Annotated in this window: 26 protein-coding genes; 9 read left to right on the top strand and 17 right to left on the bottom strand. The window is 70.1% G+C overall.

Annotation, left to right across the window (positions count from 1 at the left end; translation table 11 throughout):
• The first annotated feature begins 17 nt into the window (after window positions 1-17).
• The gene (locus K883_RS06880) at window positions 18-500 is read left to right on the top strand and encodes a hypothetical protein (protein WP_008261638.1); all 483 of its coding nucleotides are present in this window, start codon (window positions 18-20) and stop codon (window positions 498-500) included.
• On the opposite strand, the gene K883_RS06885 is transcribed toward K883_RS06880, so the two are convergent.
• Window positions 484-768 carry a hypothetical protein gene (locus K883_RS06885; protein ID WP_008261641.1) on the bottom strand — a complete coding sequence of 95 codons (285 nt, stop codon included), beginning with the start codon at window positions 766-768 and terminating at the stop codon, window positions 484-486. The genes K883_RS06880 and K883_RS06885 overlap by 17 nt on opposite strands.
• Window positions 769-815: 47 nt before the next feature.
• Between K883_RS06885 and bluB the strand changes: the two genes are divergently transcribed.
• Entirely contained in the window at window positions 816-1,484 is a 669-nt protein-coding gene (gene bluB / locus K883_RS06890; protein WP_008261643.1) for a 5,6-dimethylbenzimidazole synthase, read from the top strand.
• Window positions 1,485-1,553: 69 nt separating this feature from the next.
• Window positions 1,554-2,960 (top strand): sulfatase family protein, encoded by a 1,407-nt coding sequence (locus K883_RS06895; protein WP_008261645.1) that lies wholly within the window; start codon window positions 1,554-1,556, stop codon window positions 2,958-2,960.
• A 28-nt stretch (window positions 2,961-2,988) separates the two neighbouring features.
• Here the strand turns inward: K883_RS06895 and K883_RS06900 are convergent, their stop codons facing one another.
• Window positions 2,989-3,768: a trans-aconitate 2-methyltransferase gene (locus tag K883_RS06900; protein WP_008261646.1), complete on the bottom strand. Its 780-nt coding sequence runs from the start codon at window positions 3,766-3,768 to the stop codon at window positions 2,989-2,991.
• A gap of 176 nt (window positions 3,769-3,944) precedes the next feature.
• Here K883_RS06900 and K883_RS06905 point away from each other — a divergent pair, with 176 nt between their 5' ends.
• Window positions 3,945-5,132, top strand: a complete 1,188-nt coding sequence (locus K883_RS06905) for an alpha/beta hydrolase family protein (RefSeq protein ID WP_008261648.1) — start codon at window positions 3,945-3,947, stop codon at window positions 5,130-5,132.
• On the opposite strand, the gene eccE is transcribed toward K883_RS06905, so the two are convergent.
• From eccE to mrf, 14 genes are all read right to left on the bottom strand, one after another.
• The gene (eccE, locus tag K883_RS06910) at window positions 5,122-6,144 is read right to left on the bottom strand and encodes a type VII secretion protein EccE (protein ID WP_036429549.1); all 1,023 of its coding nucleotides are present in this window, start codon (window positions 6,142-6,144) and stop codon (window positions 5,122-5,124) included. The genes K883_RS06905 and eccE overlap by 11 nt on opposite strands.
• A gap of 2 nt (window positions 6,145-6,146) precedes the next feature.
• Complete coding sequence (gene mycP / locus K883_RS06915; RefSeq protein WP_008261653.1) at window positions 6,147-7,556, bottom strand: type VII secretion-associated serine protease mycosin; 1,410 nt, start codon at window positions 7,554-7,556, stop codon at window positions 6,147-6,149.
• On the bottom strand, window positions 7,553-8,977 hold the full coding sequence (gene eccD, locus K883_RS06920) for a type VII secretion integral membrane protein EccD (RefSeq protein WP_085976522.1): 1,425 nt from the start codon (window positions 8,975-8,977) through the stop codon (window positions 7,553-7,555). Before eccD ends, mycP begins: the two co-directional genes overlap by 4 nt.
• Before the next feature lie 78 nt (window positions 8,978-9,055).
• Complete coding sequence (locus tag K883_RS06925; protein ID WP_020823732.1) at window positions 9,056-9,979, bottom strand: ESX secretion-associated protein EspG; 924 nt, start codon at window positions 9,977-9,979, stop codon at window positions 9,056-9,058.
• 20 nt (window positions 9,980-9,999) lie between these two features.
• Complete coding sequence (locus tag K883_RS06930) at window positions 10,000-10,290, bottom strand: WXG100 family type VII secretion target (RefSeq protein WP_008261663.1); 291 nt, start codon at window positions 10,288-10,290, stop codon at window positions 10,000-10,002.
• A 43-nt stretch (window positions 10,291-10,333) separates the two neighbouring features.
• Window positions 10,334-10,627 carry a type VII secretion system protein EsxG gene (gene esxG / locus K883_RS06935; RefSeq protein WP_008261664.1) on the bottom strand — a complete coding sequence of 98 codons (294 nt, stop codon included), beginning with the start codon at window positions 10,625-10,627 and terminating at the stop codon, window positions 10,334-10,336.
• 64 nt (window positions 10,628-10,691) lie between these two features.
• The gene (locus K883_RS06940) at window positions 10,692-12,182 is read right to left on the bottom strand and encodes a PPE family protein (protein ID WP_036454114.1); all 1,491 of its coding nucleotides are present in this window, start codon (window positions 12,180-12,182) and stop codon (window positions 10,692-10,694) included.
• A 2-nt stretch (window positions 12,183-12,184) separates the two neighbouring features.
• Complete coding sequence (locus K883_RS06945) at window positions 12,185-12,493, bottom strand: PE family protein (protein WP_008261668.1); 309 nt, start codon at window positions 12,491-12,493, stop codon at window positions 12,185-12,187.
• Window positions 12,494-12,495: 2 nt separating this feature from the next.
• Window positions 12,496-16,485 carry a type VII secretion protein EccC gene (locus K883_RS06950; RefSeq protein WP_020823734.1) on the bottom strand — a complete coding sequence of 1,330 codons (3,990 nt, stop codon included), beginning with the start codon at window positions 16,483-16,485 and terminating at the stop codon, window positions 12,496-12,498.
• On the bottom strand, window positions 16,482-18,101 hold the full coding sequence (gene eccB / locus K883_RS06955) for a type VII secretion protein EccB (protein WP_020823735.1): 1,620 nt from the start codon (window positions 18,099-18,101) through the stop codon (window positions 16,482-16,484). The genes K883_RS06950 and eccB overlap by 4 nt, the downstream gene beginning before the upstream one ends.
• The gene (eccA3, locus tag K883_RS06960) at window positions 18,098-19,951 is read right to left on the bottom strand and encodes a type VII secretion system ESX-3 AAA family ATPase EccA3 (protein ID WP_003879178.1); all 1,854 of its coding nucleotides are present in this window, start codon (window positions 19,949-19,951) and stop codon (window positions 18,098-18,100) included. The genes eccB and eccA3 overlap by 4 nt, the downstream gene beginning before the upstream one ends.
• 479 nt (window positions 19,952-20,430) lie before the next feature.
• Entirely contained in the window at window positions 20,431-21,336 is a 906-nt protein-coding gene (locus K883_RS06965; RefSeq protein ID WP_008261692.1) for a class I SAM-dependent methyltransferase, read from the bottom strand.
• 81 nt (window positions 21,337-21,417) lie between these two features.
• Complete coding sequence (locus K883_RS06970; RefSeq protein WP_020823736.1) at window positions 21,418-21,672, bottom strand: type B 50S ribosomal protein L31; 255 nt, start codon at window positions 21,670-21,672, stop codon at window positions 21,418-21,420.
• Window positions 21,669-22,868: a ribosome hibernation factor-recruiting GTPase MRF gene (mrf, locus tag K883_RS06975; protein ID WP_020823737.1), complete on the bottom strand. Its 1,200-nt coding sequence runs from the start codon at window positions 22,866-22,868 to the stop codon at window positions 21,669-21,671. The genes K883_RS06970 and mrf overlap by 4 nt, the downstream gene beginning before the upstream one ends.
• A gap of 104 nt (window positions 22,869-22,972) precedes the next feature.
• Here mrf and rpmB point away from each other — a divergent pair, with 104 nt between their 5' ends.
• From rpmB to K883_RS07000, 5 genes are read left to right on the top strand one after another with little or no spacing between them, the layout of a single operon-like run.
• On the top strand, window positions 22,973-23,209 hold the full coding sequence (rpmB, locus tag K883_RS06980) for a 50S ribosomal protein L28 (protein ID WP_036454116.1): 237 nt from the start codon (window positions 22,973-22,975) through the stop codon (window positions 23,207-23,209).
• Window positions 23,209-23,373 carry a 50S ribosomal protein L33 gene (gene rpmG / locus K883_RS06985; protein WP_020823739.1) on the top strand — a complete coding sequence of 55 codons (165 nt, stop codon included), beginning with the start codon at window positions 23,209-23,211 and terminating at the stop codon, window positions 23,371-23,373. Before rpmB ends, rpmG begins: the two co-directional genes overlap by 1 nt.
• A gap of 2 nt (window positions 23,374-23,375) precedes the next feature.
• Window positions 23,376-23,681: a 30S ribosomal protein S14 gene (gene rpsN, locus K883_RS06990; RefSeq protein ID WP_008261701.1), complete on the top strand. Its 306-nt coding sequence runs from the start codon at window positions 23,376-23,378 to the stop codon at window positions 23,679-23,681.
• Entirely contained in the window at window positions 23,681-23,944 is a 264-nt protein-coding gene (gene rpsR, locus K883_RS06995; RefSeq protein WP_009952527.1) for a 30S ribosomal protein S18, read from the top strand. Before rpsN ends, rpsR begins: the two co-directional genes overlap by 1 nt.
• Entirely contained in the window at window positions 23,941-24,330 is a 390-nt protein-coding gene (locus tag K883_RS07000) for a hypothetical protein (RefSeq protein ID WP_008261713.1), read from the top strand. The genes rpsR and K883_RS07000 overlap by 4 nt, the downstream gene beginning before the upstream one ends.
• 34 nt (window positions 24,331-24,364) lie before the next feature.
• Here K883_RS07000 and K883_RS07005 read toward each other — a convergent pair whose 3' ends face one another.
• Complete coding sequence (locus tag K883_RS07005; RefSeq protein WP_036454117.1) at window positions 24,365-25,942, bottom strand: PPE family protein; 1,578 nt, start codon at window positions 25,940-25,942, stop codon at window positions 24,365-24,367.
• Window positions 25,943-25,990: the final 48 nt, after the last annotated feature.

Raw genomic sequence — 25,990 nt, forward strand, 5'->3', positions numbered from 1 at the left:
GCGGTCATACTGGCGGTATGGCCGTCTTTGTCCGCAGGTTGTTCGGCATCGGCAAGCTGCCCGACGAGCTGCACGCCCAGGTCGAATCGGAAGGCCTTATCTACCTTGCCGATTACGTCGCGGTGACCCGGCGTTTCAGCGGCACCATCCCCGGGGTGCGGTTGCCGCACGGCGTCGCCAGCTACACGGGGTCGCTGGCCTTCACCTCGGAGCGGGTGCTGGCAACGCTGTCGATGCTGCCCCGGCTGGCCGGCCCGACGGTCAGCGTGCGCTGGGACGCGCCGCAGACCGGCGCCGCGAACGTGGAGATCTCGTCGACGGGCCTGCAGGTCGACCTCGATGTCTCCGCCGTCGACGCAAAATTCAGCGGCGAGTTGTCGCTGCACTACAAGGTCGCCATCCCGGCCGAGGTGCTCGACACCCTGCCGCGGCGGTCGCTGGCGTTCGACATGCCGCCGGAATACGTGTTCCGCGCGGTCGGCGTTACCTATAGTCCCTGATCGTGATCCGCGGCCACGGCGGCTGCCGCAGCACCGCCAGGCTGCCGATCACCCCGGCCAGCAGGCCGGTGATCACCCCGATCAGGGCGATGCGATTCGCGTCCACGGCCGGCGTCCAGGTGGCCCGGCCGTTGCGGATGGCGAAGACCCCCAGCGGTTTGGCGACCACGATGACCGTGGTGCCGTCGGGGGTCTGGTAGGGCTCGCCATAGCCGCGGCCGGCGGCGGGATCGGCGGCCAGTTGCTCGAGGACATCGGAAGGCTTCACGGGACACTCCCTTCGGGACACGTCCACGCTAATGCGGATTTCCTACGATGGCTGACGTGACCGATCAGGCATTCAGCCCGCAGGAGCGGCGCGCCGTCTATCGCGTCATCTCCGAACGCCGTGACATGCGCCGGTTCGTTCCCGGCGCCGTGGTGGACGAGGAGCTGCTGGCGCGCCTGCTGCAGGCCGCGCACGCCGCGCCCAGCGTCGGGCTGATGCAGCCGTGGCGCTTCATCCGGATCACCGACGCTGCGCTGCGGCGCCGCATCCACGCACTCGTCGACGAGGAACGCCCGCGCACGGCCGCCGCGCTGGGCGAGCGGGGCGACGAATTCCTGGCGCTCAAGGTGGAGGGCATCCTCGATTGCGCCGAACTGTTGGTGGTGGCACTGGGCGACGACCGCGACAGGCACGTGTTCGGGCGGCGCACCCTGCCGCAGATGGACCTCGCGTCGGTGTCGTGCGCCATCCAGAACCTGTGGCTGGCAGCGCGATCCGAAGGGCTCGGCATGGGCTGGGTGTCGCTCTTCGATCCGCAACGGCTGGCCTCGCTGCTCGACATGCCGGACGGGGCGGAGCCGGTGGCCATCCTGTGCCTGGGGCCGGTGCCCGAATTCCCCGATCGCCCGGCCCTCGAACTGGACGGCTGGGCCGTGGCGCGGCCGCTGTCGGAGTTCGTCTGCGAGAACCGGTGGGGGCGCCTCCCGTCCGCCTGACGAGCCGACGCGGCGGGGATCGCCGCAGCACGTTGCGGTATCGTCGCCGGTCGCGGGGCGAGGTGAGAGGTGACGCAATTGACGCCGGGCAAGGACAACGTGCTGATCGTGCACTGGCACGACCTGGGCCGCTACCTCGGCGTCTACGGGCACCCGGACGTGTCGAGCCCCCGAATGGACCGCCTTGCGGCCGAGGGCATCCTGTTCACCCGGGCACACGCCACCGCGCCGCTGTGCTCGCCGTCGCGCGGGTCGCTGTTCACCGGGCGCTATCCGCAATCCAACGGCCTCATCGGCCTGGCGCACCACGGCTGGGAATACCGCAGCGGAATCCGCACACTCCCCCAAATCCTGTCCGAATCGGGTTGGTATTCGGCGCTTTTCGGCATGCAGCACGAGACGTCCTACCCTAGGCGGCTCGGTTTCGACGAGTTCGACGTATCGAACTCCTACTGCGACTACGTTGCAGACAAGGCCGACGAATGGTTGCGGCAAAGCGCCGATGGCCTGGTGGGACAACCCTTTTTGTTGACCGCCGGGTTTTTCGAGACGCACCGCCCCTACCCCGAGGACCGATACACCCCGGCGGAGGGCGCCGACGTCGAGCTGCCCGACTACCTGCCCGACACCCCCGAGGTGCGTGGCGACCTGGCCGCCTTCTACGGGGCGATCAGCGCGGCCGACGCCGCCGTCGGACGGTTGCTGGACACGCTGGCGGACACGGGATTAGACGCCACCACCTGGGTGGTGTTCTTCACCGACCACGGCCCGGCGTTCCCCCGCGCGAAATCCACGCTGTACGACGCGGGAACCGGCATCGGCATGATCATCCGGCCACCCACCGACCGGGGTGTGACGCCACGCGTCTACGACGAGCTGTTCAGCGCCGTCGACCTGGTGCCAACGCTGTTGGGGCTGTTGGGAATCGACGCCCCCGCCGATGTCGACGGTGTCTCGCACGCGGGCATCCTGCTGGAGCCGGACCCGCCCACCACGCCGGTGCGCGACGAGGTGTACACGATGAAGACCTATCACGACTCATTCGATCCGATTCGCGCGGTCCGCACCAAGGACTACAGCTACATCGAGAATTACGCGTCGCGGCCGCTGCTGGATCTGCCCTGGGACATCGAGGAAAGCCCGTCGGGGGTGGCCGTGGCCCCGCTCGTCACGGCGCCGCGGCCCGAGCGGGAGCTCTACGATCTGCGCGCCGATCCCACCGAAACCACCAACCTGCTGGCCGACGACGGCACCGACGCCTCCGACGTCGAGGACGTCGCGGCCGATCTCGCTGTCCTGCTGCATGATTGGCGGCAGCGCACCGGCGACGTCATCCCCTCGGAGTTCGCCGGCACCCGCATCGCCGCGCGGTACACCGAGACGTACCTGCAGATCCATCACGGCGCCAAGCCGACCCCGCGGTCGGCCATCGCCGCCGACCGGGGCATCGAAGAAGGCAAGCCCGCGCAGCGATAGTCGCGGCTGGCCCGATGGTGGCGGCCCGCTACGCGCGGCCCGCGCCGCCCACCACGGCGACGACGAACACCCGCCGGAACGGGAAGATCGTCGAACCGTCGGAGCGCGCCGGATAGGCGTCGGACAGCAGCGGAATCAACTCCTCGCGGAACTGCTGCCAGGCGTCGTCGTCGAGCCGCTCGCGCACCGGGACCAGCGCCGTGCCGGTGATCCACTCCAGCACCGGATGCTCGCCGGTCAGCTGATGCAGATACGTGGTCTCCCAGACGTCGACCCGGCATCCCGCGTCCAGCAGCAGGTTGGCATAGTGCGCGGGCGGCTGGACCACCGCGCCGACGCGAAACGGTATGTCGCGCAACAACTTCGCGTACGGCTCACGGCGGGCCAGCGCCCGCACCGCCGCGTAGGACGGGGATTCGAAGTTGCCCGGCATCTGCACCCCGATCCACGATCCGGGCGCCAGCTCGCCCGCCCACCGCAGCAACAGGTCGGCATGCTCGGGCACCCAGTGCAGGGCCGCGTTGCTGACCACCACGTCGGTGTCGGGCTGGGGCTTCCAGTCGCGCAGGTCGCCGGTGACGGCGTCGATGCCGCGCTCCTTGGCGGCGGCCACCATCTCCGGGGAGCTGTCCATCGCCTCGATCACCGCGTCCGGCCAGCGCCGGCCCAGGTATGTCGTCAGGTGTCCGGGCCCGCAACCGAGATCGACGACGCGGCGCGCCCGCTCGGCGCCCACCCGCGACAGCAGATCGTAGAAGGGCCGGCCGCGGTGATCGGCAAAGGCCAGGTAGACGTCCGGGTCCCACATGTCGGTCCTCCTGATCAACGCGCCGTCGCTAGCCGGCTGATAGCAAACCGTATTACCCCTATGGTGCACCGGCATCACCGCCGTGGTCCCGGGATAAGACCGTAGCGACCGAAACCGGTCGAACATCCTGGAAGCGCGAGCCCGTCCGGCTACCATCGGCGTTCGTGGCGCCCGACATGGATCCGATCGACCCGCCGGTCCCCGTTCCAGACGTTCCCGGCGCCGATGTGCCGGCCGGCGCCGGCGGATTACCCCCCCACTCGGCGTTGTCGCCCCGTCAGCGAATGGTAGTCGAGGCATCGGCCCTCGGAGATCTGGCCCTGCGCACCTGGGTGGCCTCGCTGCTCACCACCACGGTGACACCGTTCGTGGTCGCGGGCGCCCTGCGGCAATCCGATGCCTCGACCGAGCGGAGCAACCTCGACTTCTACGCCGAGCTGGGGGCGGCGGGAGATCCCGCGCGGTCCTTTCCGGCGCCCACCGAGTTGCCGCGGGTGACCTCGCGTCGCGCCAGCCCGCTGGCGGAGTGGGTCGCGCGCGGCACGGTCGACAACATCGCGTTCCCCAGCAGCTTCACCGCGATCAACCCCGCGATGCGCGCGCGCTGGAGCGCGTGGGGATCCAACAACATGGTGCGCGCGCAGCACTGGCGCCACGACGACGGGCCGCGGCCCACGCTGTGCGTCATCCACGGCTTCATGGGGTCGTGGTATCTGGCCAACGGGCGGTTCTTCTCGCTGCCCTGGTACTACCGGGCGGGCTACGACGTGTTGATGTACACGCTGCCCTTTCACGGCAAGCGGGCCGAAAAGTTCTCGCCCTTCAGCGGTTTCGGCTATTTCGCCGGCGGCCTGTCCGGTTTCGCCGAGGCGATGGCCCAGGCCGTGCACGACTTTCGTTCCGTCATCGACTACCTGCGCCACACCGGTGTCGACCGGATCGCGCTCACCGGCATCTCGCTGGGTGGCTACACCTCGGCGCTGGTGGCCTCCGCCGACGATCGGCTCGAGGCCGTCATCCCCAACTGCCCGGTCGTCACTCCCGCGACGCTGTTCGACGAATGGTTCCCGGCCAACAAGCTGGTGCGGATGGGCCTGCGCCTCTCCGATATCAGCCACGAGGCGTTGAGCGCCGGCATGGCGTACCACTGCCCGCTCAGTTACCCGCCGCTGGTCGGCCGGGACCGCCGGATGATCATCACCGGCCTCGGCGACCGGATGGCGCCGCCGGACCACGCCGTCAAGCTATGGCAGCACTGGGATCACTGTGCGCTGCACTGGTTTCCGGGCAGCCACGTGATGCACGTGAGCCAGTTGGACTACCTGCGCCGGATGACCGCGTTCCTGCAGGCGGTCATGTTCTAGCGGCCTCGAGGGTCTCGGTGGTCGCCGAGCTGGTTTCCGGGCCGCCGGCCGACGACGCCCGATGGGCCCCGCCGACCAGGGTGGGCCAGTGCAGCTGGGCGAGCAGGCCCGCGGGCGCGGTCGTGTGTCCGTCCAGCCGCGCCGTCGACAACAGGTCCAGCGCCGTCAGCGCGGGCAGGTGGTTCCCGCGCTGCGGGGTCAGCCCGTCCAGCGGCGCCGTGCGCTCCGGCGGGGTGTCGGTCTGGAACGCGCACGCCACCGCGACGGTCGGGTGGGCCTTGTCGCCGGCGATCTCCAGCGCGGTGCAGGTCTCGCGGGCGGAATGCGACCGGATGGCGTCCAGCGTCTCCGGCAAGGCCTCGTCCACCCGGATCTGGTATGCCGCAATGTAATCCGATGCGCCGCGCTGCACGCCGCGCCATCGCTCGCGGGGGTTGGACGTCAACAGCCGGGGAACGTCGTCGGGTGCGACGGCGGTCGCTTCCCATCCGATCTCGCGGAGGTGGTCGGCCAGGCGCCGCGCCGCGACCTGAGCGGTCTCCTGCAGCGGGATCCGCGGCGAGCGGGCCCGCAGCGCGGCCAGGTTTTCCGGCGCCGACACGGTGAGCCCGATCCAGGTCTCGCGCCGCGACGCGTCGGAGGCGTTGTCCCGGCTGGTGATCCGGATCTTGTCCGCCCGGATGCCGTAGCGGTCCAGGTAGCCGGCGATCAGCGGCAGCGGCAGCACGTCGGAGTCGTCCTCCGGTGCGCCCACCCGGACCAGGGCGGTGGTCGCCGTGGCGGGGGGCTGCGGGGTGAACGCGTTGGCGCGCCCGATGATCGCCAGGCGGCGGCGCACCAAGGTGGTGAAATACAGGCCACCCCACCAGCCGAACAGCACGATCACGACGGCCGCCGCGATGCCGAGCAGCCAGTAGTCTCGTGGCGATCGCCACGGGTAGGCCATAACCGCGGGCACAATGGCCAAGAGCGCCAACGTGATTCGCCCGCTCCCGGGGGTAGGTATCGACATTTTCACGGGGTGGGGTCCTTTCGACGGCGTGCGGCGATCGTGGTGACCGCGCCGGCCACGGCGACCAGCACGGCCAGCACGGCGGTGCCGACCACCGCGACGGTCCGCGGTGTGGTGTTCTCCGGCGCCGGCGCCGGAGGCAGAGCGACCTGCTTGGCCGCCGCCCCGCTCGGCTGGGCGCCGGCGGGTAATTGCCACGTCAGCGCGGCCACCGGGTCCACGCTGCCGGCGCCGACCACGTTGGACGGGTCGCGGGCGCCGTTGTGCGCGGTCGCGGTGATGCGATGCGTCACCGCGGTGGCGGACAGGTCGGGATACTTGCTGCGCACCAGCGCGGCGACGCCGGCGACGTAACCGGCCGCGTAGCTGGTGCCCTTGAGGGCGACCAGTTGCTGATGGTCGTCGGGCAGGCCGTTCGCCAGGCCCGCGCCGTCATCGTTGCCCACCGACACGATGCGCTCGCCCGGCGCCGCGACACCCACCCACGGGCCCGCCACGGTGAATTTCGACGGCTGGCCCTCCGGGGTCAGCGACGCCACCGAAAGCACGTAGGGCTGCCACAACGACGGGATGGACACGGAGGTGACGCCGGCCCAGTTGCGCGGATCGTTCGGACGGCTCAGGTCGGTGAGCGGATTGGATTCGCACGACGTCCCACCGGCGAACGATCCGGTCGGTCCGCTGTTGCCCGCGGCGGCCACGATCACCGCGTCCTTGTCCACCGCCGCGTAGCGCACGGCGGCACCGAGGGCGGCCTGGTCGACGGGGCGGTCGACGGGCAGGCAGGTGGCCGAGCCGACGTCGATCACCCGGGCGCCGAGGTCGGCCGCGTGCACGATGGCCCGGGCGAGGGTCGTGACCTCGGTCGACACCCGCGCCATCAGCGGGTCGCCGCCCGGCGTGCGGGGGGAGAACCTGGCCGACGACGTCCTGATCGACACCACCCGCGCCGCGGGGGCCACGCCCGAGAACCCGTCGTCCGGCGACGGCTGGCCGGCGATGATCCCGGCGACCAGCGTGCCGTGTCCGTCGCAGTCGGTCAGGCCGTCGGTGGCCTCGACGAAGTCGCCGCCCGGCTCGACATTGGGCAGCCGCGGGCCCGGCCGCACCCCGGTGTCGAGGACGGCGACCAGCTGACCGTCGCCACGCGAGAACTGCCATGCCGCAGGCAGATTCAGCGCCGACTGGCTGGGCGTGGGGGCGCCCGGATCGCTGCCCGGGATGACCCCGGACGTCACGCACGGTCCGCGCTGCTCCATCGGCTGCACCGGCCCCGGCGCCCCGCTCGGTGGGGGGACGCCGGGATCGACCGTCGGCGGGCTGATCGCGAAAGCCGGCGGACTCGTCCACGTCGCGGTGGCCGGCAACAGGGCCAACACCGCCGCGAAGCAGGCTGATGCCGATCGAATCATCGATTGAGCACCAGGCTGAACAACCCGACCACGAACGCCATGACGGGGATCAGCGAGGCGTCGAGTCCCGCCGCGGCGAAGCCCACCAGCCGGCGCACCGGAAGCGAATAGCTCTCCGGCTCAGCGATTCCCGGGTTCAACGCCAGCACGATCCACACCGCCACGAGCGCCAGGAGCACCACGGCCGCACCGAGGGCGGCGCCGTAGCGTCCCGTCGCCGTGTAGATCACCAGCAGCACGCCGGCGGTCAGGAAGGGCTGGGCGAGCAGCCATGCCTTGCAGGCGGCCGAATCCCACACCCGGGCGCGCAGCACCGATGCCGCGGCGGTCGCCCCGACGACGTACCAACCCGCGCCGCTCAGCGTCTCCGGGCGCAGCGCGATCGCGACCGAGCCCAGGACGCTGAGCAACACCGCGGCGGCGATGAATCCGCTCTGGTGGGCGTCGCTGATCCGGACCCGGCGGGGCAGGTCCTCGAGCACCTGCAGCGAGGGCGCCGACGGCGTGGGATCCCCGGGCGCCGGGATGACCGGCAGCGGGAAACGGGCCCACAGCGCGGACATTTGCGCCGCCTCGATGGTGACCAGCAGCGCGGCCACGATCAGCCCGCAGCCGATGGCGACCAGCTTGACGTGCCACAGCAATTCGGCTCCGGCGGCCAGCAGCACCGCGGCGCCCAGCACCGCGGTCGCGGTGAAGAATCCGGCGATGCGTTCCCGTTCGGCGCTGGGCACCATCAAGGCGATCAGCGACCACGCGGCGACACCGGCCGCGGCCAGCATCACCTGCGCCGGGCCGAACCTGCCCGGCACCGCCAGCACCAGCGCGGCGGCGATGGGCACCAGCGCGGCGATCGACAGCGCCGTGCCGGTGCGCGCCGAGCGCGCCGTGACGAGCAGGCCGACGATGGCGGTCAGCGCCGCCACCGCGCTGACCGCAACCAGCCCGGACAGCGCGCCGGTGGCGACGCGGTAGGTGACCGACAGGCCGGTCGCCAGGAAGGCCACGGCGATCGCCGCGGCCAGCGCGCCACGCTGGATATGCGTTGTGCCCCAAGGCTTGAGCCGAGAGGTGGAGAAAATCATCGCGGCGTCGGCGATGTCCTCGACGATTCCGGGTGCGGCCGGGCCGGCCGGCACCGGCTGCAGCGCGAGCAGGTCACCGTCGACGACGCCGACCGTGTCCAGGCTCGCATCCAGACTGAACGGCGCGCCACCGATGGGCGCCAGGCTCAGTTGGGTCGCGCCACCGACCTCGGCGGCGCCGCGCGAGCCGGAGGCATCCTCCGCGTCGCCGTTCGCGGTGGCCGGGACCACCAAACGCTGGACCGCGGGCAGGATTTCGCGCAGCGGCAGCTCGGCGGGCAGGGCCATTTCCGTCAACCTGCTGTCCGCGAGAATTGCCACGCGGACGATCGGCATGACGGTTCCGGACGTCACCGGACCCTCGAAGAATGTTGCGGCCGTTCCTGGAACATCGTGCTCTCTTCTCTATTTCTTTCAGTGTTGGACGGACAGTGTTGAAGGGGAAAAATCCCGCGTTGAACTCGAAAAGTCTCGTGCTAGCCGGTGTTCGGCGAACCATCCGGCGTCGGGCAATTGGGCGGTCAATTGTTCGATCGCGACGGCGATCGCGAACGGGGTGCCGGGCGCGAAGGTCGAAACCCACTCGCCGTCGAACGCGCGGGACGGGCTGACCAGGACCCGGCCCTCGCTTGCGTCGACAATGCTCATACCCACCTCGGTGGTGGAGTGTCGACCGTCGCGGTGGCAGCCGGCGACGATCTCGACGTAGCTTCGCGACCCGTTGAACACCGACTCCACCACAGGACGCGCCGATTGCGGAATACCAAGATAGTCAAGGACTTCGGTGAGTGGAGCACCGGAACGCAGCCGCTCGTCGGCGCGGGCGCCCACCCGGGTCGGCATGCTGAACTCGTCGAACCGAGCCGGTTGCCGCTGGGCGAGCCCGACGCACAGGACCGGAACCAGGGCGCGTGGATCGTCGATGTCCATGGCGGTGAACGTGATCAGCTGCGCGCTGCGCAACGCGACCACCGTCCTCGACGGCCGGCCGCCGGCCCCGGCGCGCTGCGCGACGATGCCGCGCAGTAGCTCGCCGGCGCCGCCGGCCGCACCGGCGTCCTTGGCGGGGCCGACGTAGCGCAGGTCGAGCCACCGCTCGGGAAAACACACCACTTTGATCCACTCGGCAACCGCGGGGTTGATGAGCCCGCCTTCCGATACCAGGCCCATCTGGGTGAGCTCCGCCTTCTGACGGTCGAGGAACGCGTTGCGTTCCGCGGCATCACGATAGGGGCAGGTGATTGCCAATACCCACGGGAAGCTTCCCGCCCCAATCGTTTCCGCGATGAACCACGCGTGGTCGACCGTCAGCTCGACGGCGTTGGGAGCTGGTTCCATCAGGCTCGTTCAGCCACGAACTAGCCGCCCCACTTGGCGGCTTCGGCCTGGTCGCGGGCCAGCATCGACATGGTGTTGGCCTCGTGGGTGCTGGCCATCGACTGGTACGCGCGCACCAGGCTTTCCATGGCCTGGTTCCACTGGGCCTGCCACACCTGGTAGGTCATACCGGTGTCACCCTGCCAGGCGTTGGACAGCGTGGCCTGTTCGGCGGAGATGTCGGCGCCGAGCCCCTGCATCGTGCCGGCGTAGCCCGACATGTCGGCGGCGTGGCTCAACATCGCCGGGTAGTTGTACATGATCTGCGACATCAGAAGTCCTTTCGCGGTTTGGTGGCGTCTAAGGGTGGCTGGATCAGAACGCGGTGTAACCGGAGGCGGCCGCCGCGTCCGCGGCCACGTAGGTGCCGGCGGCGTCGCCGAGGTTGGCCTGGGCGATATCCAGCAGCGTGTTGACCCGTGCGGCGACTTCCACGAACCGTGCGTGCGCGGCCTGGAACGCCGCCGAGGACTCGCCCTGGTGGAAGGCCTGCGCCGACATCGCTTCCTGCTCGGCCTGGCTGATCGTGCTGCGCAGCAACGCGGCCTTGGCGCTGAACGCCGACTGCGAGGCAACCAACTGCGGGATATGAGCGTCCAACATACTCATGGTGATTCCTTTCTATTGCGTCCGTTGGGGTTTGGAGTAGTTCACCTGGATGTGGCTGACTGCCTTATCCCCCCTTCCCCGGTTCGGCTGGGCCCCTACCGTTGACGGCGTCCTGCTCCCACGTGCCGGGCACCATCGGCATCCGTGGGCCGCCGCCGAAGTCGTCGTCGGCCAGCTTGGTCAATCCCGCCGCCTGAAACGCCTTCTGCCTCTGCTTGGTTCCGGCGAACCCGAGCGGTCCGGCCCCCTGGGCCGAAGCCACCGCGGCCGCCAGCTCTTCCTCGTCGCCGTAGTCCGGGGGCACACCGAAATCGGATTCCATGTCCGCGAATTCGTCGGCGTGGTCGTGCAGCGCGGCTCGCCGCCTGCGCCGCGCCCGCGCCTCGGCGCGGGCCGGTGCCGCCGCGCCGGCCGCCGGGATCGTCGCCGCGGGCGCCTTGGCCCCGCCGCGGCCGCCCACGGTGGGACCGACGCCGGTGTCCGGGTCAGCGCCGTAGGCGACCACGTAGGCCAAGTTTCCGGCCGCCGCCGCCGGCGCCGGGGCCGCCGGCGCGCCGGTGCCGGCCGCGACCGTGGTGGCCGGGGCGGCGGCGGGAGCCGCCACCGTCGGCGCCATGGCGACCGCCGGCAGCATGGACGGCTTGTTCGACGCCAGCACGGGGGCCACCGCGGCCGGGGCCGCCGCCTCCGGCGCGGCCTCGGCGGGCGTGGTGAGCAGGGAACTGAGGCCGATCCCCAGCAGCAGCGGAATCAGGAACGGTGCGGTCAGGATCGCGCCCCAGGTCGGCCAGCCGACGGCGTTGAAGAACACCTGGTAGGCGATGAAGAACAGCAGCGGTCCGTTGGCCGCCAGGAACGCCGGCAGGTTCGAGAAGAAGTCCTGCAGCATCTGCTGGATGTTCTGGAAGAAGTCCTGCAGGAACTTCGACAACTGCTGGATGAAGTTCTGCCACCAGTCCCCGGTGTTCTGTGCGGCGTTGGACGTGAGGTTGTTGGTCTCGCTCCCGGGATTGACGATGGTCGGCGCGGCCATGGTGCGGGGTGCGGCGGCCAGCGCCGAGCCCGAGACGGCCTGGTAGGTGCCCATGGTGGTGGCCGCCTGAACCCACATCCGCGCGTAGTCGGCTTCGTTGACCGCGATCGGAATGGTGTTGATGCCAAAGAAATTCGTCCCCACCAACACCGCGTGCACGGCGTGGTTGGTGGCGAGCTCCCCCAGTGTCGGCATCGCCGCCAACGCCGCCGTGTACGCCGTCGCCGCGACCTCTTGTTGCGCCGCGGCGCCCGCGCTGTCGGCACTGGCCTGCTGCAGCCAGGCCAGGTACGGCAGGTGGGCCGCCACATACTGCTCGGCGCTCGGCCCTTCCCACGCGCCCGCCTGCGCCTCCCCCAGCAGCGCGCTGAGTTCCCCGGCCGCCGTGGCGTATTGGGCGCTGAGCGAGGTCCACGCACCGGCGGCCGCCAACAGCGGCCCCGGTCCCGGACCGGCGCTCAGCAACGCCGAATGCACCTCTGGTGGCGACGCCATCCAGATGGGGGCGAGGGGGGCAGTCATCGTCAGGCGCCCGCGATCCCGAACGTCGCAGCGGCCGCGGTGTCACCCGCGAGATAGCTTGCGCCGGCTTCCCCGACGCCGAGACCGGCGCGGCCCAGCTCCTCGACGCCCTGGGCCGCCATGGCCGAGTGCTCCTGGCCCTGAGCGCTGAATCCCATGGCCGTCTGCAGCGACACCGGATCGACCGCCGGCGGGACCACCGCCGTGATCGCCGGGGCCGCCGCCGCGTGTGCGGCGGCCAGCCGTGCCGTCAGCGCCTCCACCGCGGCGCTGGTGGCGGCCAGTCCTTCGGGAACCACTCGCAGCGTCATCTCTACTCCTCCCGTTGCGCTTCACTTGCCATTACGGATTCCCCGATCAAGGGGTTGACCAACTGCACGTACGTCGGACCATCGCTGTCGCCCAACAGGATCGCCCGCCCGGCCGGCAAGCGGCCGAATCGTTGGCCGCGGATCTTGCCGCTGTCTTGCGGGTTGCCCGCCAGCATCAACGTGGTGGCCTGCAGGTCGTTGAAGCGGCGCAGCAGCGGGTTGGTCATCAACGCGTGCCCCGAACCGGTGGCCCGCGCGGTGACGATCACCCGGATCCCCAAATCGGCTGCCTGCGACAGCAACCCGATCAGCGGAGACCACGGGCGCTGCCCGACGTAGGGGCCGCTCATCGCCGGCGAATCCGGAATCTGGTCGACGTCGTCGATGATCAGGTAGTGCGTCTGGCCCGCGAACGTCCAGCGCGACAGCTCGGCCGGCGACAGGCCGGCCGGCGGCCGGCGCGACTCGATCAGGTTGGCCAGCCCCAGCATCGCCGGGATGATGCGGTCGATGTTGGCCGTGTACTCGTTGTCGGCGAACAACGGTTCGTCGACGAGGTGCAGCCGTCGATCCAGCACCGTGAAGGCCACCTGGTCCGGCGTGGAGTGTTCGCGGACCGTGCGAATGAGGTGGCGCAGCAGCGTCGTCTTCCCCGACTTGCTGTCACCGAACACCATCAGCAGCGGGTTGTCGGCGAAGTCGACCACCACCGGCGCGAGGTCCTCCTCGCGCTGGCCGATGACCACCTGCTCGGGCCCGCGGTACAGCGACCCGACGGCATCCGGGGCGAGGTTGGTGGGCAGCAGCCGCACCGGGGGCGCCGCCATGCCCGGGTAACGGTCGTTGATCGCGGCGATCTGGTCCAGCTCCGGGGTGGCGAACAGGAAATGCTCTGCGGCCATGGTCAATCCGCGACCCGGCTGGTCGTGCGGCACCGCTTCGGCGGGCCGGCGCAGGGCGCCCACCACCCGCACGTTGCTGTCCCGCGGATCGTGCAGCTTGAGCTCGAGCCGCAACCCCAGGCCGTCCCGCATCGACAGCGGCACCTCCAGCCAGCTGGGTGTGGTGACCACGACGTGGATGCCGTACGCCAGCCCGATGTTGACCAACTCGGTGACCTTGGCCAGCAACGGGTTTCGCGTGTTGAACTGGTCGGTGTTGTCACGGCCGAACGCGTAGAGGTTGTCGATGAGCAGGAACACCTCGCCGAACCCGTCGTCGGGGACCCCACCGCGGGAGTCCCGGAACGCCTCCCGGCGCTGCCGCGACAACAGCAGCTGCTCGAGCTCGCCGAAGGTGCGACGGATCCGTTCGGGCTCCAGCGCCGAGGCGACGCTGCCGACGTGCGCCAGGCCCTCCATCGCGCGGAGCTTTCCGCCGCCGTAGTCCAGGCAGTAGAACGTGACCTCGCGCGGCGAGTGCAGGCTGGCCGCCGACAGCATGAACGTCTGCAGCGCAGTCGACTTCCCCGACTTGGGGCCACCGTGGATGACCATGTTTCCGGCCGACGACGCGGCATCGAAGATCAGCGGGTCGCGGCGCATCTCGAACGGCTTGTCGATCTCACCCAGCGGCCACTGCCACTGCCGCGGCGGCAGACCGGCCCGGGCCAGCATCGCGCTCACCGGGATCGGCTCGTCCAGCGGCGGCAGCCACAACTGCGGCGCGCGCGGCCCGTACCCGGCCAGCTGATCGCCGATGGTGGCGATGAGCTTGCGCGGCGGCCCGGTCAGTTCGACCTCGTCGGGGCTGGTGATCACGGTGTCCTGATCGGGCTCGACCCGCCCGGCCGTGAACACCTTGGGCTCCGGGATAGACGGCACCACAAGCGATTTGGCCTTCTGCGGCGGATCGTAGATGCCGTCGACATAGGTGCTGCGGAACTTGATCGGGGTCGCGCCCGGCGCGGGCACCAAGAAGCCCACGCCCTTGTGCTCCTTGCCGGATTCGATGTGGTAGGCGTCCTCCACCCCGATGATCTGGCGGGACACGCTGGGACTGGCCACCTTCAACCCGATGCGGTAGGAGGTGTTCTTGTCGATGTCCTTGATCTTGCCGACATCCAGCGTCTGCGACGCGAACAGGATGTGGATGCGGAACGAACGGCCTTTGCGGGCAACGTAATCGAACAGCTCCGCGTACTCCGGGTGGTCGGCCAGCATCAACGTGAACTCGTCGGCCACCACGAACAGCGTCGGGATCGGCGCCAGGTCGTGCCCGGCCGCGATGGCGTTCTCGTACTCGACCACCGAGTTGAACGCGCTGCCCTGCACCCGGCGGCCGGCCTCGCGCAGCAGCGTCTCCCGGCGGGCCACCTCGCCGCGCAGCGTGTCGGCGAACCGGTCGGCCAGCGACTTCTTTTCGGCCATGTTGGAGATCACCGCGACAACCTGCGGGAAGTGGCGGAAGCTGTCGGCCCCCGCCTCACCCTTGAAGTCGGCGTAGATGACGATCAACCGGTCCGCGGAATGAGTCGTCAACAGCGACAACAGGATCGACATCAGGGTCTGGGACTTACCCGACCCCGTCATACCGATCATCAGACCGTGCGGGCCCATCCCGCCCTCGGCCTCGTCCTTGAGGTCGAACATCAGCGGCTCACCGGTCGCGGTGACCCCGATCGGAACGCGCAGCTCGTCCTCGCGGCGCCGCGGCGCCCACAGCGTCGGCACATCCAGGCGCGACGCGTCCGGGATGCCCAGCATCGTGGTGAACGTGGCGCCCCGGGTGGCCGCCGAACGCAACCCCGTGTGGGTCGGGTTGGAGTCCCAGCGCGACAGCTGGCGCGCCAGGTGGGCAGCCTCGTCGGCGCCCAGTTGGTCGGCGTCGTCGATGTACGGCTGCCAGCCGCCGGTCTGCCAACGCTCGATGGAGTGGGTCCGCCCGCCCGCGCCGTCCGCCGCGGTGATGCGCAGGATCGGCTTCTCGGGGTCCGAATACTGCTCGCGGTGCGGCGCGGTGACGCCGCGGTGCACGACGGTGACGCCCGCGCGGCCCATCGCCAGCGTCGAGGCGTTCAGGTCGTAGTCCGGGTCGTCGACGATAATCAGCAGGTGCCGCAGCGCGTCGGCGGGTTCGCCGGTGAACGCCGGGCGGTCGACGAGCGCGGACCCCAGCTTGGCGACCAGTTCGTCGACGTTGGTGGCCATGAAGCGGGCCGGCCCGACGCCGTCGAGCTCACCGGGAATGTCAATGTGCGGCAACCACTTCAGCCACGACCAGTCCGGGTTCTCGAGGTCGGGGGTGACCAGCGCGACCCCGAGCACGGTCGGGTCGTGCCAGGTGACCGCCTGGGCCACCCAGGCCCGCATCGCCGAGCGCGCCTCGTCCTCGGAGCCCAGCACGGTGATTCGCGAGACCTTGGCCAGGTCGATCCCGGTCGGCACGTCACGCACCGTGCGGTGGGTGTCGAGCAGGCTGCGTAATGCGCTGTGCGACACCGGTTCCAGGTCGATTTCGTCCGCGGTGTCGTTGACCCGCAGCGCGGTCGCCAGGGGCACGTGGTGGCGTCCGGCCCGCAGCACCAGGAAGTCGGGGTCGTGCGGGTCGCGCTCCCACTGACGGCGTGATCCGGGCACGGCGGCCAGCGCCGCGGGCTCCGGGTGGGACCATTGCGCGGCGGCGCGCTGCGCGGCGGCCTGGGTGCGGATGTTGTCCCGGACCACCGACAGGTAGCGCAGGTAGTCGGCGCGTTCGGCGTCGACCTCCTCGGTGCGTGTCTTGTTGTCGTTGCCGCGGTACATCGCCGTCGCGGCGAGCAGCAGCACGAACGGGAAGAACAGCGTCTGCGGGGAGATCAACCGCATTCCGGTCGCGAACAGCGCGACGATCATGCCGACGATCAGGATCACCAGCACGTACGGCATCGCCCGGCGCAGGAACGACGGCGGGATCACCCGCGGCAGCTCGGGCGGGGCCTCGATGGCGATGGTGCCCTTGCGGGTCACCGGCGGCGCCAGCCGGCGGCGCGCTTCGAAGATCAGTCGGCTCATCGGGGGGCTCCCTCGGCTTCCCTAGCAGCGGCAGTGACGCGGCCGGGCTTCTGGTCGGGCGTCAGCCCGTCGTGTGCCAGCAGCGCGTCGGCGCGCGATAATGTCGGGCCGCTCGCGAACAGCGACAGCACCGACCACGGGATCGGGACCGGCGACCCGGTAAGGCCAAGGGCCTCAACGGTTTTGTTCTGTCCGGCGGCCGAGTGCTCGGCCTCGTTGTCGATGCCGTAGCGGACACCGGTGTCAGAGACCCAGAACAGCGACCCGGCGCCCGGCGAGTTCGGCCCGCCGCCGACGGTCTGGGTGAAGTAGCCGGTGCCCGGCGCCAGGGCGACGCGGGCGGCGGTGGCCGGCGAGCCGCCGCCCACCAGGTCGACGGTGCGTATCGATTCGGCGACCGGCAGGGCCGAGCCCGTCAGCAGGTTCACCGAGCTGCTGGCGGCCTTGGCGGGCTTGCTCCAATAGGCGCACATGACGGGCGATTTGGCCGCATCCACCACCCCGACCTGCTGGTCGGGGTACCGCGCGGTGTCCAGCATCCGCGACACCGGCAGCTTGGCCACCGCGTCGGCGCCCAGCCGCGGGGGTTGGTCCAGCCCATAGGAATTCGTGTTCCGCAGGATCGCGGCGAGCACCGGCGAGATCTGCTGCAGGCCGTCCGGCAACACCGCGTAGTAGCGCGGCGCCCCGGAGGAGCTCTGGTCCAGGGTGTAGGACACCACGACCCCACCGATCGGTGCCGACACGGTAAAGGGCGCCGGCGCACCGGCGTTCGGGATGCCGGGCGCGGTCAGCGGCGGGGCTTCGGGAATCGCGTTGAACAGGCCCAGGGCGATCGGGCGGGGCGCGGGGATCTCGGAGTTGCCCTGCCCCAAGCCAAGTGCGTTCGTGATCGCGTGGTCGGTGAGGTTGATCTGACTGCGCTTGCCGTCCCACAACAGCCACGTGGTGCCGTCACGGTCGGCGAGCATCGCCTGCCGCGGCGGGAGCGTGGCGGCGCGGGCGCCGCTGCTGTCCGGCCGGCCGGCGATCACCGTGACACCGGTGCTGTGTGCGGCGTGCCCCCCGGGCTCGCTGACCGCGTCGCACACCGTCCAGTTCGCATCGGTCGAGGGGTTTTGCACCATCCGTTCCGGCGCACCGGGGATGCCGATCAGGTTGCCGCGCGGAAACCGGTCCAGCTCACTGCTTTTCACCATGGTCGGGTCCACCGGCCGACCCGTGATCAGTCGGGCCGAGGTCAGGTTGAGCACCGGATGCAGATCCTCACCGACACGGACATACAGCGCGGCGGTGGACCGGTCGGCGAGCACGGCGTTGGTGCCCGCCGTCCCGTTCGGACGGATCAGCGAGAACACGAAGCAGCCGGCCAAACCGGTGACCAGCAGGACGGCGCCCATCGCCACCGCGCGCGACTGCGTGCGCAGCGGGTCGACGAGCATCCTGGTGTCGTGCAACGCGATACCGGAGGCGATCCGGCGCATCACGAAACGCCAGCCGCTCACCTGGTGCCGGGTGACGAAGCCGCGGCGGTACTCGACCTGGTCGGGATTGTCGTTGACCGGGGTCCGAGACGAGAACGAACGGCGTTCGTCGGGTTGCTGATTGGACGTCATGCCGGCACCGACAGCCCGAGGCCGCGCAGCAGCGGCTCAACCGACCTTGCGACGTCGTCGTCGGTGATCGTCATCAGCTCCTCGTCACTGAATTCGCCGGTTCCGGCGTGTTCCGAATGGTCGAGCCGGAACTCTCGTTCTTCTTCGGAGCGTTCGACGATGTTTCGCACGAATCGACCGTTACCGGCGATGTCCAGGTTGCGTCGCGAAATCCCGTTGGCGTCGGGTGTCGACTCGGTCGCCAACTTCGTGAACAACTCCTCCATGTGGTCGAGCGCGGCCTTTTCGAAAATGCTGTCGCGCTGCTCGGCCATCTTGTTCGCGATCTCGACCAGTTCCGACGGTGCGTAGGAAGGGAAGTCGATGTTGCGGGTGAATCGGGAACGCAAGCCCTCGTTGGTGTCCAGGAACTTGTCCAGGTCGGCCCGGTACCCCGCGATGATGACCACCAGGCGGTCGCGGTCGTTCTCCATCCGCGCCAGCAGCGTGTCGATGGCCACCAGCCCAAAGTCGTTCTTGGCGCCGGTGGCGACCAGCGCGTAGGCCTCGTCGAGGAACAGCACGCCGTCGAGCGCGCTGTCGATGATCGCGTTGGTCTTGGCCTCGGTCTCGCCGATGTGCTGGCCGATGAGATCGGCGCGGTGCACCTCGCGGATGTTCTCCCGCTTCAAAAGCCCCAGGCCGCAATAGATCTTGGCGACCACGCGGGCGATGGTGGTCTTACCGGTTCCGGGCGGGCCGGCGAAGACCAGGTGGTGGGCGCGCTGCGCGACCGCGAGCCCACGCTGCTTGCGGACCAGCTCCATGGCGACCGAGCTCTTCAGCCGCGACACCTGGTTCTTGACCTCTTCGAGGCCGATGAACTCGGCGAGCTGGCGTTCGGCCTCGTGCAGCAGCACGGCCTTGCGTTCGTGGGCGGCGGGGTCGACGAAATCCTCGGCGCTGGGCTCGGTTTCGGGATCCCACGGATCGGTGCGGGCTTCGATGCGCGCCGCCGTGGTGGTCACGATGCCGAAACTGGTGTCGGTCAGGGCCTGTTCGACCTGTTCGTTCTCGGGGTGGGCCGCGTACAGGTCCTGCAGCACTTCGCTCGCCGAGTCCTCGTCGACGTGGGCGCGCAGCACCAGCGCTTTGGCCAGCGCGCCGTCGACGGCCGCTACCGCGACCGGCCCCTCGGGCTCCTCGAGATAGGACAGCGCCGGGGCGAACATGCCCAGCCGGGCCAGCGCGGTGCCGAGCGCGATCTTGGCCGCGTGCGAGAACGCCTCGTCCAGGTCCGTGTCGTTGACGATCGGGGTCAGCAGTTTGACGACGTCCGACCAGCGCTCGGCGCGGTAGTTGATGACGACGGACACCCAGCGGGCCTCACGCCAGTTCGGTCGCTCGGCCGTCAGGCCGGCGACGATCGCGTCGGCGTCAGCAAACCGTCCCGCCGTCGCGAGCGCGGCCGCGTAGGCAAGGTGGAAGTCGTCGGGAGTGGTCGCGCGGAACTGTAGATACAGTCCGGTGTCGTAGCGGAAGCCCAGCGAGTTGGGCGCCAGGTCGACCTGGCGCTGCAGCACGCCCGCGGAGGCCGCGGTGCGCGACACCGCCTCGAGCACCCGCAGGGACGTGTCTCCGGCGGCCGCCAGTCCCGTCCACGCGTCGCATTGGTCGTGGGCGATGCGGGTCAGCGCGGCGAAACCCGAACGCGCGGCGGCCAGGTCCGCCGGCCGCTGGCGCTGGTAGACGACGATGCCCAGCGCGCGGCAGCAGGTGGCGAACCGGCTGACGACGTCGCCGTCAACGCGCGTGTCCACGCGCGAATTGGCCGGCTGAACTGTGAGCATGCCGGTGTCACCGTGTTCCACGGCCGCGTCTTTTCATGTATGTAGTCTCCCCTAACCTGACCCGCCTGAAGTTAGCATTGCATAAGCTAACTGTCGAGGCGTTTGGGCCTGTCCGACTCACCACTGCACTGCCCTTCTTCTACCGCCGATGAGGACGTTCTGGAGAGGGTTTAGCCGCATTTTCGGCATACTCACAGCCGCACGCCGTGCGGCCTCACAGCAAGGCCTCACCTTACTGAAAATCATTTTCATTTTCAATCCCGGCACGCCACCTCGGCGCCCACCGGCTCGGCCGAGCGGATCAGGCACGACATCGTCCGCACCGGCGCGGTCATGGCAAGGACTCCTCGACGATCGGGTTGTGCTCGACGATCGCCCCGACCCGCAGGCCGGTGGAACGATCACGCAGCCACTAGTCGGCTGGCGGACCGAAAAAGTTCCGGCGGTGGTCGCTGCCCGAGCGAACTCGCCCGGCCTCCCGTGCAATCCGCCCCGAGGGCTCAGGTGCGGACGGCGCTCACCAACGTGTTGCGCGCGATCATCGGGCCGGCTTCGGTCTCCGGCCCCGGCACCGGGCGGCCGACCTCGCGCAGGTAGTCGGCCAACGGGGTGCCGACCGCAGTCCAGCCGCGGTTGCCGAACCACTCGGTGGCCGGCGCGCACTGCTCGTTGTAGACCAGCTGGAAGAACACGCGCTGGTCGCCCTGCGCGGTGGCCGCCCGTTCTTCGGCGACGGCGGTCTCGAAGTCCTCGGGGTTCATCGGGGCGCCGTCCTCGACGGCGACGTGGCTGCCGTGACCGGCCAGCCCGTCGATACCGGTGAACAGCTGCTCCTGGGCGCTCGCCGGGAGATAGATCAGCAGGCCCTCGGCGATCCACGCCGACGGTTTCGCCGGGTCGAAGCCGCTGTCACGCAGGGCTTGCGGCCAGTCCTCGCGCAAATCGATGGCGATCTCGCGGCGCTCGGCGCGCGGCTCGGCGCCGACGCCGGCGAGCACCTCCCGCTTGAAGTCGAGCACCTGCGGCTGGTCGAGCTCGAAGATCGTCGTCGCGGCCGGCCAGTCCAGGCGGTAGGCGCGCGAGTCCAGGCCCGCCGCCAAGACCACCACCTGTCGCACGCCCGCGTCGGCGGCGCGCCGGAAGTAGTCGTCGAAGTACTTGGTGCGGGCGCCCTGGAAGTTGACGAAGTTTTCGCCGAAGTCGGCGGTCTTCAGCTGGTGGTCGGGGTCCTTGCCGTCGAGGACGTCGGCGGCGGCACCGCCGACGGCGCGGCAGAAGATCTCCGCGTACGGATCCACGGCCAGCGGGTCGGGCTTTTGCGCCTCCAGCGCCCGCGCGGTCGCGACGAACAACGCGGTCGAGCCCACGCTCGTGGTGATGTCCCAGGTATCGCCTTCGCTTCGCACCCCGCCCACAGTACGCCGCCGCGACTCGGCCCCTTTTCGGCTGGCGCGCAACGGTAGTGGAGCGCGCCGGCGCGGTACGGGCTACCGGCGACCGTAGCGGCGGTGGAACTTCTCCACTTGTCCCGCGCTGTCGACGATGCGGCGGCCGCCGGTCCAGAACGGGTGGGAGTCGGCGGTGACGTCGACGACGACGAGCGGATAGGTCCGGGTTCCCCGCGCCGTCTGCCACTCGACCGTCCGCGGGCTGGTGCGGGTCGACCGCGTCAGGAACATGGCGCCGGTGGTGGCGTCCTGAAAGACGACGGGGTGGTAGTCGGGATGCACGCCGGGCTTCATGAAGGGTCCTTGCCTTGCTGGGTGTGGCCGGCCACGTTGTCGGCGGCCTCGGTCAATTCCGCGCACGGATCCTCGTGCCAATCGCCGAACGGGTCGTCGTAGGCGATCCAGGCGCGCGGGTTCCGCATCTCCTCCTCGGTGAGCAGCGCGCCGCGCAGGGCATCGAGGACCTCGTCGGTCCGGGCGCCGCACACCAGGATGGCCATCGCGGTGTGCCGATCGCCGTGCCGGTCGTCCCAGCCGAGCGCGGCCAGCGCGCGTCGCTCGGCGTCGACGCCGTCGCGCTCCGGCCCGCTCATCGCCGCCAGCCATTTGCCGGCCGAGCCCACCCGCAGCCCGGGGCCGGCCGATTCCAGCCACATCGCGCGGTCGGGATTGCTGGCCAGCCACAGCCGTCCCCGGGTCCTGATCACGCCGTCGAGCAACAGATCCAGGGCGGCGTGCAGGCGCTGCGGATGAAAGGGGCGACGGGCGTTGAATTCCACCAGGCTGATCGGACCGCGGGACTCCAGCGGCGGCTGCCCGGCCAGCAGCGGGCCGTGCGGGTCGTCGCTTCGGCCGCGGCGCGCGTCGCGGTACAGGTTCTTCAGTGCGTCCTCGATGCCGCCGGCCCCCACGCGGACGCGGGCGCGCGGCGACAGGCGACGCAGCACGGCCGCCACGAACGGGTTGGCGCGGTCGAGCACGACGACGTCGGCGAACTCGGCCTGTCCGATCACCACCTGGGCGTGGGTGCGGCCGTCGTCGAGTTCCTCCTCCCCCAACGCCTGGTCCAGCCAGGCCGCCGAATCGACGCAGGTCACCACGGCGGCGATCGCCACGTCCAGGGCCGCGGGCCCGTCGATGTACCCCGGCGCCACCCGCACCCGAACGTGCTTGATGGCCAAGCAGATTGGTTCGGGTTCCAACCAGGGCGCCAGGTGCACGACGATCCGGTCCACGTCGTCGCGGCGGTGCAGCCGGCGCAGCAGCACCAACAGGTCGTTGCGGATGGTGCACGAGACACAGCCGTGCGCGAGTTCCAGTCCGTTCTCGGTGCTGGTCAACACGCCGTCGGACAGCGACGTCGTCGTGCGGCGCACCACGTGACCGTCGAATCGGTGCTCGACGACCAGCGTTCCCGGCGTCCGCAGCATCGCACCCACAACGGCGTCGGTGTCCCGCTGGCCGGCGACCAGGATGACGGGCGTCCGCATCGTCCTCCTTATTGATAATCATTTTCATCTAGGCCGTTCCTACGGTACCGTCCGTGGGGGACCTTGTCGAAAATGATTTTCAATAAGAGATGTGGAGGTGCAGGGTGTCCGCCCACTGCCAGGTGACCGGCCGGCGGCCGGGTTTCGGTAACGCGGTGTCGCATTCCCATCGCAGGACCCGTCGGCGGTGGTCGCCGAACATCCAACTCAAGACGTACTACCTGCCCTCGGAGGGCCGCCGGATCCGGCTACGGGTCAGTGCCAAGGGCATCAAGGTCATCGACCGCGAGGGCATCGAGGCGGTCGTCGCGCGGTTGCGCCGCGAAGGGCAGCGAATCTGATGGCGCGCAACGATATCCGTCCCCTGGTGAAACTTCGGTCCACCGCGGGCACCGGATACACCTACATCACCCGCAAGAACCGGCGCAACGACCCCGACCGCTTGGTCCTGCGCAAATACGACCCCGTCATCCGTCGCCACGTCGACTTCCGCGAGGAGCGCTGACCATGGCCAAGAAATCCAAGATCGTCAAGAACGAGCGCCGCCGCGCGATCGTGGCCCGCTACGCCGAACGCCGCGCCGAACTGAAAAAGATCATCCGCTCACCGGCGAGCACCCCCGAGCGACGGGCGGCGGCGCAGGACGAGTTGGCGCGCCAGCCCCGCGACGCCAGCGCGGTGCGGGTGCGCAACCGCGACGCCGTCGACGGCCGACCCCGCGGCCACCTCCGCAAGTTCGGGCTGTCGAGGGTCCGGGTCCGCGAACTGGCCCACGCCGGCCAGCTCCCCGGCGTGCGGAAGGCGAGCTGGTGATGGCCAGAAAAGTCGCGCGTCGCCGGGCCACCGCGCCGGCCGGCCGCTCGCCCAAGAGGAATCTGCTCGACAGCCTCGGGTTGCGCACGGTGGACTACAAAGACACGGCGACGCTGCGGGTGTTCATCTCCGAACGCGGCAAAATCCGTTCCCGCCAGGTGACCGGCCTGTCCGTCCAACAACAACGACAGGTCGCGGCCGCCATCAAGAACGCCCGCGAAATGGCGCTCCTGCCCTACCCCGGACGGCACACGGCGCCTTGACGTCCCCACGCCGCGGCACCGATCGCCCGTTCACCGTAATCGTCTGTGCCGCATGCGCGGTCGACGATCGACTGTCGGTCATCGACGAATTGCGTCCCGCCATCCGGCGCTGCCCGCATTCCATGTTGGTCTCGGTCGCCTGCATGCTCGGACCACTCACCTGTGCCTCTCGGCCGACCGGTGGGGGCGTGATGGCCCTGGTCCAGCCCTGCACGAACGATCGGGTGGCCAGCGGCCCGGCGCGGTGGATAGGACCCATCGCCGACAGCGATTCAGCCGCGGCGCTGCGCGACTGGCTGGTGCTCGGTCAATGGGAAAACATCCCCGTCCCAAGGCAACTCGATCGGCATCAGCGCTGGACGCGCGACTCGCATCGACGCAACTGACGCCTGACGCATGCGCCGATGGGGTGCCGGGGCCCTAGCCGTCGCGGCCCGCTTCGTCGGCACCGCCGTCGCCCCAGGTGCCCGGCATCATCGGTGCCGTTGGGCCGCCGTTGAATTCGTCCCCGGCCAGCCGGGTCAGCCCGGCCGCCGCGGCGACCGCCTCACGCTCGGCGGTGCCGGCGAATCCCAGCGTGCCGGCTCCCTGGTGGGACGCCAGCGACCCGCCCCAGTCCGGGTCGACATCGACATTCATGTCCATGAACTCGTCGCCGTACCCGCGGTCCGTCGCGCCCCGGCGCCGCCGCGCCCGGGCCGCGTTGCGCGTGCGCGCGGCCGCGGCCGCCGCGGCGGCGGCGCTATCCGGTTCCGGCGCTTTCCTTTTCGCGCTGGAGCTGGCGCTCGCCCCCATCCCCGAGCCCGTTCCCATTCCGGGCGGGCCGACGACGTACGGAGGAAAGAAGCCCGCCGCGGCCGGCGCCGCAGCGGGTGCGGCCGGAGCGGCGGTCACCGTGGTCGCCGTGGGGGCGGGCGCCGGTGCCGGCGCGGAGGCCGGCGCCGCCACCGGCGCGACGGGGGCGGTGGGGGCCATGGCGATGGCGGGCGGGATGCTGGGCGTCGGCGGCGGCGGCGCGGCCACCACCGGGAGGGCCGCAGGCTGGGGGATGGCGGCGAGGCCGGCCAGCCCGGCGAATCCGCCGACGGCGCCGAGGGGCGCGGCCGCGAGGAGGAGCGCGGGCGCCAACAACTCCGGCTGGCTGATGAAAATCTCGAGGATGTGCGTCGGCCAGTCGAACAGGATGAGTTGCACCAGGTACTGGAAGGCCAACGCCGGATTGTGCACCAGGTAATAGCCGAACTGCTCGAAATCCTCCAGCAGTTCCAGGGCGCGCACCACCCAGAAGATGGGCTGCCCGGCATTCGTGTAGGCGTCGTAGGGCAGGCCGTTGACCGTGCCCTCGGACGGGTCCCAGTTGATGCCCAAGTTCTTCAGGATGTTGGCGATGAAGTCGTTGAACGGATTGTCGATCTTGGGGTCATGGTCCGGGTCGTCCGAGTCATCGCTGGAGGCATCGGATTTCACGATCGGCGGCGCCGGATCGGTTTGCGGTGTCGCGGCGACGGCGGCGGTGGACACCGCCTGGTAGGTCGACATCGTGGTCGCCGCCTGGGTCCACATCCGTGCGTAGTCGGCCTCGTTGACCGCGATCGGAACCGTGTTGACGCCGAAGAAATTCGTTGCCACCAGGGCGCCGTGGACGACGTGGTTGGTGGCGAGTTCGGGCAGCGTCGGCATGGCGGTCAGCGCGGCGGTGTAGGCGGCCGCGGCGGTCTCGTGCTGGGTGGCGGCGGCGGCGCTGTCGGCGCTGGATTTCGTCAGCCACGCCAGGTAGGGGGCGTGCGCGGCCACATAGGACTCCGCGCTGGGTCCCTCCCACGCCCCCGCCTGCACCCCCGCCAGCAAGGTGCTCAATTGTTCTGCGGCGGAAGCGTATTCGGCGCTCAGCTCGGACCACGCGCCGGCGGCCGCCAGCAGCGGCCCGGGGCCGGGGCCGCTGCTGAGCAAAGCGGAATGCACTTCGGGCGGCGAGGCCATGAAGATCGGCGCCGTCATAGGTACTCCTCGGGCTGGAGGGCTTACCAGACTGAGGAGAGCTTAATG

The sequence above is a fragment of the Mycobacterium sp. TKK-01-0059 genome, from assembly GCF_000709305.1.
In the GTDB taxonomy this organism is placed as follows: Bacteria; Actinomycetota; Actinomycetes; order Mycobacteriales; family Mycobacteriaceae; genus Mycobacterium; species Mycobacterium intracellulare.

What these genes read in the sequence shown, in the direction of transcription:
- K883_RS06970 (WP_020823736.1), bottom strand. Translation starts at nt 21,672, where the DNA reads ATGAAGCCCGGCGTGCATCCCGACTACCACCCCGTCGTCTTTCAGGAC.
- rpsR (WP_009952527.1), top strand. Translation starts at nt 23,681, where the DNA reads ATGGCCAGAAAAGTCGCGCGTCGCCGGGCCACCGCGCCGGCCGGCCGC.
- K883_RS06940 (WP_036454114.1), bottom strand. Translation starts at nt 12,182, where the DNA reads ATGACTGCCCCCCTCGCCCCCATCTGGATGGCGTCGCCACCAGAGGTG.
- K883_RS06950 (WP_020823734.1), bottom strand. Translation starts at nt 16,485, where the DNA reads ATGAGCCGACTGATCTTCGAAGCGCGCCGCCGGCTGGCGCCGCCGGTG.
- eccD (WP_085976522.1), bottom strand. Translation starts at nt 8,977, where the DNA reads ATGCCGATCGTCCGCGTGGCAATTCTCGCGGACAGCAGGTTGACGGAA.
- K883_RS07005 (WP_036454117.1), bottom strand. Translation starts at nt 25,942, where the DNA reads ATGACGGCGCCGATCTTCATGGCCTCGCCGCCCGAAGTGCATTCCGCT.
- mrf (WP_020823737.1), bottom strand. Translation starts at nt 22,868, where the DNA reads ATGCGGACGCCCGTCATCCTGGTCGCCGGCCAGCGGGACACCGACGCC.
- rpsN (WP_008261701.1), top strand. Translation starts at nt 23,376, where the DNA reads ATGGCCAAGAAATCCAAGATCGTCAAGAACGAGCGCCGCCGCGCGATC.
- esxG (WP_008261664.1), bottom strand. Translation starts at nt 10,627, where the DNA reads ATGAGTATGTTGGACGCTCATATCCCGCAGTTGGTTGCCTCGCAGTCG.
- eccB (WP_020823735.1), bottom strand. Translation starts at nt 18,101, where the DNA reads ATGACGTCCAATCAGCAACCCGACGAACGCCGTTCGTTCTCGTCTCGG.
- K883_RS06945 (WP_008261668.1), bottom strand. Translation starts at nt 12,493, where the DNA reads ATGACGCTGCGAGTGGTTCCCGAAGGACTGGCCGCCACCAGCGCCGCG.
- rpmG (WP_020823739.1), top strand. Translation starts at nt 23,209, where the DNA reads ATGGCGCGCAACGATATCCGTCCCCTGGTGAAACTTCGGTCCACCGCG.
- eccE (WP_036429549.1), bottom strand. Translation starts at nt 6,144, where the DNA reads ATGTCGATACCTACCCCCGGGAGCGGGCGAATCACGTTGGCGCTCTTG.
- K883_RS06905 (WP_008261648.1), top strand. Translation starts at nt 3,945, where the DNA reads ATGGATCCGATCGACCCGCCGGTCCCCGTTCCAGACGTTCCCGGCGCC.
- mycP (WP_008261653.1), bottom strand. Translation starts at nt 7,556, where the DNA reads ATGATTCGATCGGCATCAGCCTGCTTCGCGGCGGTGTTGGCCCTGTTG.
- K883_RS06900 (WP_008261646.1), bottom strand. Translation starts at nt 3,768, where the DNA reads ATGTGGGACCCGGACGTCTACCTGGCCTTTGCCGATCACCGCGGCCGG.
- K883_RS06880 (WP_008261638.1), top strand. Translation starts at nt 18, where the DNA reads ATGGCCGTCTTTGTCCGCAGGTTGTTCGGCATCGGCAAGCTGCCCGAC.
- K883_RS06930 (WP_008261663.1), bottom strand. Translation starts at nt 10,290, where the DNA reads ATGTCGCAGATCATGTACAACTACCCGGCGATGTTGAGCCACGCCGCC.
- K883_RS06925 (WP_020823732.1), bottom strand. Translation starts at nt 9,979, where the DNA reads ATGGAACCAGCTCCCAACGCCGTCGAGCTGACGGTCGACCACGCGTGG.
- bluB (WP_008261643.1), top strand. Translation starts at nt 816, where the DNA reads ATGGCTGACGTGACCGATCAGGCATTCAGCCCGCAGGAGCGGCGCGCC.